The organism is Planctomycetota bacterium, from assembly GCA_016125255.1.
Classification (GTDB): Bacteria; Planctomycetota; Phycisphaerae; order Phycisphaerales; family Zrk34; genus RI-421.
The window spans coordinates 17,881-27,719 of the sequence record WGMD01000039.1; the positions used below are offsets into that span (position 1 = coordinate 17,881).

Sequence of the window (9,839 nt, forward strand, 5' to 3'; positions counted from 1 at the left end):
CTCACACCTCGACCGCGACGCCCGCATGCGTGAACAAGAGCGTCGCACGAATCGCCTTCGGATCCAGCTCGTACATCGCCGCCGCCGCCCTGCGATACGCGGCGATCTGCGGACGGTAGAACTCGGTGATGTCCGTCACATCGTCGGCCGCGTCGGTCTTGAAGTCGATGATGTGCGCGTGCGTCACCTGCCCGTCCATTTCCGTGAGCACCAGCCGGTCGAACAGGCCCGTCATCATCACTTGTCCATCCCGCACGGCGAAGGGCGCCTCGCGCAGTACGCGCACCGCGCCCGCCGGGCGCGTAAGCAATTCGCGCACCGCCGGCTTCTCGACGATCTTCACAAGCACTTCATCCGTGATGACCGCGTCGTCGAGCCATTCGATGCCTTCCAGCAGTTCGTGCGCCTGCGAGCCGTACGCTCGCCCGCCCCGCCCCAGTTGCATCAGCTTCGCCATCTCCGTCGCCGTCCCGCCTTCCATCTGCGACGGCGACCGCCGCTGGAGCAGTCGGCGATGGGGCGAAGCAGGCAGGTCCAGCGTGATCGTGCGAAGCTCGATGCCCGGCGCGGCGTCGTCTCTCTTTTTGGCGCGTCGGTGCCAATCTGCACCGCCGCGCTCCCAGAGCGTCGCCTCCGGCGCGGCGGCATCGAGCGACAGTGCTTCGCGGATGATCCCGGCGGGCGTGAGTTTCGCGTCCTTGTCCGATGGCCGCAGCATCATGTACAGCGCATGCCGCGCCCGCGTCATCGCCACATACAGCACGCACAGCGACTCGCCGAACACCACCCCCGCCGCATGGTCATACACCTGCCGCACATCGTCATCGAGCAGACGCGCCGTCTTGTTGGGATAGCGGATCATCCGACCCGGCGGCTCGTCGGCTTTTTCGCGCGCCCAAAGCAGCGACTGCATCGCGCTCAAGCCCATCGACCCGTCCAGCTCCGGCAGCACCACGATGTCGAACTCGAGGCCCTTGGATTGATGCACCGTCACGACGCGCACGTCGCTCGCCGTCGGGTCCGCCACGCGTTGCCCTTCGACGATGCGCACAAAATCACCCGGCCGGACCGTGGCGTCCGCTTCGTACTGATGCGCCGTCTCGACAAGCTGTCCGAGGCGCAGCACATCGCGCGCATCGCATGATGGACCCAAACGCCGGGCCCATTCGTCGAGTGTCGCCCCGTATCCGTGCTGCATCAGCGATCGCCGCACGTTGAGCGCGATGCGACGCGCCGATGACTCCGACAGATCGTGCAGCCCGATCATCTCGCCCACCGGCGATTTCATCACATGAAACGCCGCCGCCGAATCGCCCGGATGGTCCGCCAGTTTCAAGAGCGAAAGCACGGTCGAAACCGCCGGCGAATCGGTCAGCGGGTTGCCCCCTTCTTCGGAGGCGCGGATGCCGTCGTCACCGCGGCGCAGTTCGTAGATCAACCGGGCGACCGTATCATTGGTCCGCACTAATACGCCGATCGATCGACCGGGGCAATCGCGGGCGATCGCCTTGATGCGCGCGGCGGCGTACGCCGTGTCGATGCACTTGGCTCGCCAACCGCGCCCATCCTCCGGCCCCGTCTCGATGCATACGTATCCCGGCTGCTTTTGGTCGTGCGCCGCGTGCTCACGGAAGCGCGACGCCCACCGCTGCGCCCCTGCGCTGTAATCCGACGGCACCGCCGCATTCGTCGCCACGGATGCGAACACCGCGTTGACCGTGTCGACGACCGGCTGACTGCACCGACGTGTCTTGTCCATCGTCGTCGTGCGGATCTGCGGCCAGTTCTCCTCGAGTGTGTCGAAAATCTCCGCCTGTCCGCCGCGCCAACCGTAAATCGCCTGCTTCACATCGCCGACGCAGAAGAACGACCGCTCCATCCCCGACTGCGACAGAATCTCGCCCGCCATCGGGTGCAGCACGCGCCATTGCTCGAACGACGTATCCTGAAATTCGTCGAGCATCAGGTGCGCGATCCTCCCGTCGAGACGGTAGTACAAGTCGTCGAGGTCGACGCGCTCGCCTCCGTGGGCCAGCTCATGCGTTACATCCGCAAACTGCATCGTGCCCGTCGATCGCCGCATCTTTTCATATTGCCCGTCGAAGCGCTTAAGCAGCTCAAACGTCGCGCGCGTGCGGTCGCGCAGACGGTTGAGCAGCACGTTGCCGGCGTGAATGATCAGCGGTTCGAACACCTCGGCGACGTCGTCGGTGATCTCCTTGCCGCTGTAGCTGTCCTCGCCTGCGAGCATCTTCGCCGCGATGCCGCTTTGAAGCAGTGTCTCCCAATCCTGCAACTGGGCGGCGTGAATCGTCCGCTCCTTGTCTTTTTTCCATGCCGCCACCGGCGTCCCCTTCTGCGTCGTCGGCAAATCCATTTCCGCCAGCGCTTCGATCGCCTTTCGCAATTCTTCGATCGGCCGGGTCGGGCGTTCTTCGAGCCATTGCCACGCCGCCGGGTCCGGCTGCTCGCGATACGCCTGATGCAGCGCCGTGACGACATTCATGATCTGATCGTGCACGCCGCGTTTCACTTCGCCGGGATTGAGCAGGCGCACCAGATTGACGAGTGTCCGAGGGTCTTCGGAGCCGAGGATCGCCCGGACGGCATCGACCTGCATGCGCCGCTGCTGGATCGCGTCGACGATGCGCCACGTCGCCGGCAGGTTCAGCTCCAGCGCGAACGAACGGGCGATGCGGATGAAGAAGCTGTCGAGCGTACCGATGCTCAATCGATGCAGATTCCGTGCGACCTTCGCCAGTAATATCAGCGACGAACCGTCGCCTTTTTCCGCCGCCTCGGCGAGCCGGCTCAGCACACGATCGCTGATTTCCCCCGCGGCCTTCCGCGTGAAAGTCGTGGCGAGAATTCGCTGCGGCGACTCGCCGGCTTTGAGCAGACCGATGAAGCGCTCCGAGAGCTGATACGTCTTGCCGGTCCCGGCGGACGCGCGAATCAACAGCGGTGAGAACGGCTCGCTCATGACTCGTCCTCGCCTTCCGCTTCGTCGCCGGCGGCGATGAACTGCTCCACGCCGCAGATCGCCGCGAAATCGTCGAACACGATGCCCTCGCTCGGCGGCCAGAAGACTTCATCGCGGATCGCCCGGATGATGTCCCGGGCCGTCTCGTCCGCATGGCGCAGATCGTCGTCGGTCCACTCCGCGATCGCCGCCCGCACCAGATGTTCGGACTTGGGCAGGAGGATGTAGCCGAGCCGCACCGCGCCGCGATAGCCCATCGACGCCGCCAGATACCGATACAGCGGCAACTGGAGATCGATCCATTCACCGCTCTTTTTGCGGTGCGCCTTCTCGGGGTCGTCGCCGACGTCGCCCGTCTTGTAGTCGAAGACGACGACTTCGCCGGTGCGTTCATGGACGTCGACGCGATCGATGCGGCCGGTCAGACCCATGGGCTTGTCATCGACGTTGATCGACACGCCATGCTCACGCCGGACAGCGTGCTCCACATGCTTCGTCGCAATCCGCCAACCCTCGCTCGCCCACTCGGCCTGCCATGCGGCGAAGGCATGAAGCCGGGAGCGCAATTGCTCGACCTGCACGCGCACCGCAGGCAGCGCCTCAACGCCGACAAGATGCGCCGCGGCCCGATCCAGCAGTTTGTCGAGCGATTTGGCGATGACCTTGGCGTCGACGGCATGAGCCGCAGGCCCGCGGCCGAATTCACTAAGCACCTCGTGCGCGAGCGAGCCGAACGCCCCGCCGTCCAGTTCCTCGATCTGATCGTCGAGCGTGGTGAGCCCGAGCACGTGACCAAGATAGAAGCGATAGGGACAGGCGATGTACGCACGAAACGCAGTGACGGACAGCGACGTGATCGGCTCGGCGAGCGGGTCCGGCGGCGGCGGCACCTTGAAGGCGCTGGCAACGCCGTGCGGTGAGACGGGGGCGCTGACGAGGCGTGCGGCGGAGGCGTGATGAAACAGGCCGACGCGCCGCGGCAGATCGGCGTCATCGCAGGCGAACATGAGCCGACTCGGCAGCAGCGGATCGCCCTGCGCCCCGCGACGACCGGCGATCAGATGCATCCGCCGGCGGGAGGCGAGCATGGCGGACAAGGCGTAAGCGTCACGGGCGTATCGACGGCGATTGTCGATGAGCCCCAGATGGCGACGCATCGCATCGGGCAGAAATCGGTCGGCATTGACGGACGCGGGCAGGCGGCCTTCGTTGAAGCCGGTGATGATGAGCACGGCGGCGTCATCAAGTTGAAGCTCCAGCGGGCCGAGCAGTTCGATCGCCGCTTCGTCGGCCTCAGGGGCGATCGGCTCGCGCAGGACGGCATGCGCGATCAACATTCGAAGGGCCCGGGCGATGGTGACCGGCTCGTCGAGATCGGCGGGCAATTCGAGCATTTCATCAAGCACCTCGCGCACGCGCTGACACGCTTCGATGATCAGCCGATGCGATTCGACGCCCCGGTCGAGCGGATGACGCCCGTAAAGGCGGATCATCAATTGCGCCAGCGGCGCGGCCCACTGGCGCAGCGGATGCGGCGTGTCGCTCAGGTCCGCGAGCAGACCCACATGCACCGCGTCATACACCGACTTGAGCCGCGCCGCTGTCGATTCCTCACCGAGCCACCGCCCGGTGAGCCGCACCTGAAGGTATCGGTTGTAGTAGTCATCCATCAGCGTCAACCAGTCGTCGATGCCCTCCGCGGCGAGTTGATCGCGCAGGTAGTCTTCGACATCGGGGTGGCGCAGGAGCGTGGCGAAGTCGGTGTAGCGACGATGCTCGAGCCAGTCGGCGAGCGCGGCGAGGAAACGCAGCGGCGAAGTACGAGCGACTTCAACGCCGCCGGCGGAGCGTGCCGCGGCGCCGTGCGCCTTTAAGCGCTGCTCCAGGTGCGGGCCCACTTCATCATCGCACACGCCGATCGTGATCTGATCGGCGCTGACGGGCGGATCGAGGTCGGCGAGATGACACACCACCGCCGCCGCCTGATCGGCGGGACGATCGACGACTTCGATCAGGGCGTCGGGCAGATTGACCTTCACCTCGTGCCAGACATCAATGCGCAGGCAGCCCAGTACATCGAAATCGTCCGTGCGATCGGGGGGCGCGTGAATCAGTGCGATGGCGCGATCGGCGACGGCTTCGATCGCGCGGCGCTGGAGCGTGTTCAGGTCGGCGAGCGCGATGAGCACGAGCGGACCGCCGTCGCGCGGCTTGCCGGTCCGCACGGCGGCGGCGCGATGGGCCTGCAAATCGACGAGTTTGACGCGCTGCAACTCGTCAAAGTAATGCGACTGGATCGCCGCGAGCGCGGCCCAGCGTTCGCCTTCCCGAAAGTCGGGCAGCGACGCGGCTCGATCGGCGACGGCTGCGAAGTCCAAACCATTGGCGGCGACGGTCTCGTAGAGTTGATCGAGTTCACCCGCCAGCGCGTGGACATCGTCGGGCAATTCGGGCACAAGGTCATGAAGAATGTCAACATCGGTGCGGATCAAGGCGCGGGACCATGCCAGCCGCCGAGCGACGTCGCCGGCGGGGTTCATCGGCGGCGGGTAAAGATGGTCGATGATCTGCCCGGCGGTGATGAGGCGAGGCGGGGTGAAAATGGTACGGGTGGCGGCGGCGGATTCAACGAGCAGTTCGAGCAATCGCCGGCCGGCGCGCGAGCCGGGCAGCGCGACGGTGACGTCTCGCATCTGCGGACCGAGATGGCGAAGCAGCCAAGACGCCGCGGCGGGCAGACACGCGGCGTCCCAACCCAGAAATTCACGTCGCATCGGCATCGTGAGAGTGTACCGAAGCCGGCGGGTGACGCCAGTGTGTGCATTGCCCGCGATTTGATACACTATCCGCCCTTATGGCCCGCAAAGCAAAACAAATGACCTATGCCGCCAGCGGTGTGGACATCGACGCCGGCGACCTGATGGTGCAGATGATCCGTCGCCACATGCAGCGGACCTACGGCCCGCGCGTGATCGATCAGCACGGCGGTTTCGCCGGTCTTTTCTCGCTCGATTACCGGGAGAAGCTGCTCAAGCGCCACTACAAGGACCCGGTGCTCGTCGCCTGTACGGACGGCGTGGGCACCAAGGTCAAGCTCGCGGCGCAGATGGGCGTGTATGACACGGTCGGCATCGATCTGGTGGCGATGAGCGTCAACGATCTGATCGTCGGCGGCGCGGAGCCGCTCTTGTTTCTCGATTATCTGGCGGTCAACAAGCTCGACCCGCAGCAGGCGACGGACATGGTCAAGGGCGTCGCGGACGGATGCGTTCAGGGCGGATGCGCCCTGCTCGGCGGGGAGACGGCTGAGATGCCGGACGTTTACGCCAAGGGCGAATTCGACATGGCGGGCTTCGCGGTCGGCGTCATCGAGCGGCGGCGCGTCATGGACGGCAAGAAGCAGGTGCGCAAGGGCGACATCGTGCTGGGCCTCGAATCGTCGGGCATTCATTCCAACGGTTACTCGCTGGTCCGCGCGATCGTGGATAAGAAGAAGCTCAAGCTCGACAAGGTGTACCCGGAGCTGGAGACGGACAAGACGTTGGGCCAGGTGCTTTTGACGCCGACGCGGATCTATGCGAAGGCGATCATGAGCGTGCTGCACTATTACCGCGTCAAGCGCGTCATCAGCGGCATGGCGCACATCACCGGCGGCGGCCTCGTGGGCAACGTCAACCGCGTATTGCCCAAGAATATGGACGCCAAGCTGGAACGGAAAAGCTGGACCGTCCCGCCGATTTTCCGGTTCCTGCAGAAGCACGGCAACGTTGCGCAGGACGAAATGGACCGCGTGTTCAATCAGGGCATCGGGTATTGCGTGATCGTCCGCCCGCCGTTCGCCAAGTCGGTCAAGAAGCAGCTCGAAGCGGCGCATCAGAAGGTGCACGTGCTGGGCAAGATCGTCGCGGGATCAGGGGAAGTGAAAATCGTCTGACGCGATTGGAATTCACGACAAAATAGAAGAAGCCCGCGGTTGAAGACCGCGGGCTTCTTTGTTGATCATGACATCGCATGATGAGGTTCAGCGGCGGCGGCGCGTGAGCATGGCGGCGCCGAGGCCGAGCATGAAAATGACGGACGACGGATCGGGAATCGGGGCCAGGAGCGCGGCGACCATGTTGGCGGCGATGAAGTCGCCCAGTTCATTGGCGGGCGGATCGCCGACGCCGTTCCAATTAGAGAGCGGCTCATGATTTTCCGGGTCGTAGGCGCCGGTGTACTGGAAGAATTCGTAGCGGCGGATGACGGCTTTGTCATTGGCGCCGACGGGCTTTTCATTCATGCCGATGACGCCGCCTTCGAGCAGCTCCCATTCCGTTTCGACTTCCGCCGCCTCCTGCGGGACGATACCGGCGCCTTCATGCGACATCAGGTCGGCGAGATCGATCAAGTGGTCCATCTCGGTTTCGTAGACTTTCATCCAGAGGGAGTCGGGAAGTTGGAACTGCACTTCGTTCTCGGGCGCTTGGACCGCGGCCTGAAGCATGGCCTGCCCGCCGGGGTTGGCGGGGGGAACGAAGTTCCAGGTCGGGTTGGGGATACTCAGGGGCGAGCTGTTGATTCGGGAGTATGAGCCGTCGGAATTCTTGTTGAGCCAGAACGTGCGGGTCGCGGTGGGCTGCGTGACGACGCCGAACCCGAAGTGTTCGCAATCGGGCAGGTTCACGCAGAAGTGCCCGTTGGTGCTCTGCGGATTGGCGTTGGGGTTGACGGTGGTGTGGGCGACGTTGGAACTATCGACGAAGAAATAATCTTCGTAGGTCAGGCGGACGCCAAAGTTCGATCCGCCGTTGTTGTACTCGGTGATGTTCTTGATGTTGTAATGGGATGGGAAATTGTCGAAGACATCGCTCATGTGGAGGCCTTCGAGCTCGATCTCAAATCCTTCGGCGGGCTCGGGGGTTTCGTTGTAGCAATCGAAGTTGGAGAGCGTGCCGAAGATGACGGCCTACGCCGGTGGCGCGAACAGCGCGAAGGTTGTCGCCCCCGCCAGAACCAATCCGCGCCCGAGGAAAGAGCGCAAGCAAGGCGGGACTGCTTTTTTAAGTGTTGTCAATGATCTTCACAGCTCAGCGGCGGCGGAAGAAGGCGGCGGCGATGGGGACGAGAAGCGCGAGCGTCGCGGGCTCGGGGATCGCGCTGATCCGCCCGTCCTGATTGAACACTGCGGCGTTCGTCGCGGCGTCCATGAGCGTCCATTCGTCGATCGGCTGGTCATCGGTATCGAACACGTCGATGCTCGTCAGATTGAACGTGTTGGCGAAGTTGGCGAAGCCGGTGAAATTCGTAGAGCCCGGAACGCCGGCGTCCTGGGTGATGACCCCGGCGGCGGCGTAGAAGAGGATGTCCAACGGCGATGCGGTGGAACCGGTGTAGGTGAAGCTGTAGGTGCCGGCGCCGACGGCGTGCAGGGCATCGGAGCCAAAGACGTCAAAGAACGATCCGGAACCGGGCGTGAACGCACGGGCAAGGAAATCGACGCGTCCCAGCGCCAGGCCGAAGGGCGACGATTCGGTGCCGGTCACGGTGAAATTGAACACGACGCGGCCGGGCGTCTGCGCGCTGGAGAAGAAGGCCTGCGTCCGGCTGCCGCGCGAAGCCACGACGTTGTAGCCGAAGTTCGCCACGGAGTTGGTGATGCTTGCGGTGGCGGCGACGCGGGCGTGACCGAATGCGTCGAGCGCGGCGAAGGCGCTGTAGCTCAAGCTCGAGCCGCTGGCGCTGATAGTACCCGATTCGCTGGCGATGGGCAGGTTGCCGCTGCTGCTGCCGGTGCGGCCGGCCTCGTTGAGGATGTTGCCCGCCGGCTCCTTGATTTCAGCGTAGGCCTGAAGGTGAAAATACTGGGCGGCCATCGGATTGCCGTTGTCGTTGCTGATGAGGACGGCTTGCGCGGACCCGGGCGCGATCGAAATCCAGATCGCGGCGCCAAGCCCCAGCAGCCAATGCCACGGCGCAACGACATTGCGGAGCGACACATTCGATATCATCTTGCGACTCCCATTGTTTGATAAAATTGTCTGTCTGGAAAATCATCATCCTCAAGAGCCGGCCTCGGAGACACCCCGACGTCGCTCTATGGATTTGATAACTAAAGTATGGCAAGTTGGTTCGGTGTGGTCAATCGAAATCCGGTTTTGTCAGATCCGAGCGGAATGGGGCGGGCCGGTGCGGAAATAAAAAGAGCTTCGCAACCGTTGGGTTGCGAAGCTCATAAAGTCGGCGATACCTACTTTCCCGGCGAGGCCAGTATCATCGGCGATACGCGCTTAACTTCCGAGTTCGGGATGGGATCGGGTGTCTCCACGTATCTGTTCGGTCACCGACAAGCGTGGCCTGGCACTTTCGGGCCGGGCCACGTGAATGTTCAGTGGCAAGTCTGGAATGGGCATTCCTCACATCCGGTTTGAGCCGGTGTATGTTGAACGCGGGGTAATGCATAGGTGATTGGGCGTTGATAGACATCGACGCAAAGTCGATGTGATCAAGCAATCGACCGTTAGTACTGGTCACCTTAAGGTATTTCGACCCTTACAGCTCCAGCCTATCAACCGGGTGGTCTACCCGGGGTCTTTCGGACCGAAGTCCATGCATTCCTTATCTTGAGGGGGGCTTCCCGCTTAGATGCTTTCAGCGGTTATCCCTGCCGTACTTAGCTACCCAGCGATGCACTTAGCAGTGCAACTGGCGCACCAGGGGTACGTCCAACCAAATCCTCTCGTACTATGGTTGAAGCCTCTCAGGAATGCTACGCCCACGGCGGATAGGGACCGACCTGGCTCACGCCGGTCTGAACCCCGCTCGCGTACCGCTTTAATCGGCGAACAGCCGAACCCTTGGGACCGCCTTCAGCCCC

The 9,839-nt window shown here is 63.6% G+C and carries 5 protein-coding genes and 2 rRNA genes; 1 reads left to right on the plus strand and 6 read right to left on the minus strand.

Annotated features, from left to right (window positions below; all coding sequences use genetic code 11):
• Position 1 precedes the first annotated feature (1 nt).
• Together GC162_20635 and GC162_20640 are read right to left on the minus strand one after the other, a co-directional pair.
• Entirely contained in the window at positions 2–2,983 is a 2,982-nt protein-coding gene (locus GC162_20635; protein ID MBI1371046.1) for an AAA family ATPase, read from the minus strand.
• Positions 2,980–5,763 carry a hypothetical protein gene (locus GC162_20640; protein ID MBI1371047.1) on the minus strand — a complete coding sequence of 928 codons (2,784 nt, stop codon included), beginning with the start codon at positions 5,761–5,763 and terminating at the stop codon, positions 2,980–2,982. The genes GC162_20635 and GC162_20640 overlap by 4 nt, the downstream gene beginning before the upstream one ends.
• Positions 5,764–5,837: 74 nt before the next feature.
• Between GC162_20640 and GC162_20645 the strand changes: the two genes are divergently transcribed.
• Positions 5,838–6,917, plus strand: coding sequence for a phosphoribosylformylglycinamidine cyclo-ligase (locus GC162_20645; protein ID MBI1371048.1), 1,080 nt, complete (start codon positions 5,838–5,840; stop codon positions 6,915–6,917).
• 87 nt (positions 6,918–7,004) lie between these two features.
• Here the strand turns inward: GC162_20645 and GC162_20650 are convergent, their stop codons facing one another.
• The 4 genes from GC162_20650 to GC162_20665 all read right to left on the minus strand — a co-directional run.
• Positions 7,005–7,838: a hypothetical protein gene (locus GC162_20650; GenBank protein MBI1371049.1), complete on the minus strand. Its 834-nt coding sequence runs from the start codon at positions 7,836–7,838 to the stop codon at positions 7,005–7,007.
• A 214-nt stretch (positions 7,839–8,052) separates the two neighbouring features.
• Positions 8,053–8,973, minus strand: a complete 921-nt coding sequence (locus tag GC162_20655; GenBank protein ID MBI1371050.1) for a hypothetical protein — start codon at positions 8,971–8,973, stop codon at positions 8,053–8,055.
• Positions 8,974–9,200: 227 nt separating this feature from the next.
• A 5S ribosomal RNA gene (gene rrf, locus GC162_20660) occupies positions 9,201–9,310 on the minus strand.
• Positions 9,311–9,463: 153 nt separating this feature from the next.
• A 23S ribosomal RNA gene (locus GC162_20665) occupies positions 9,464–9,839 on the minus strand; the annotation flags it as partial.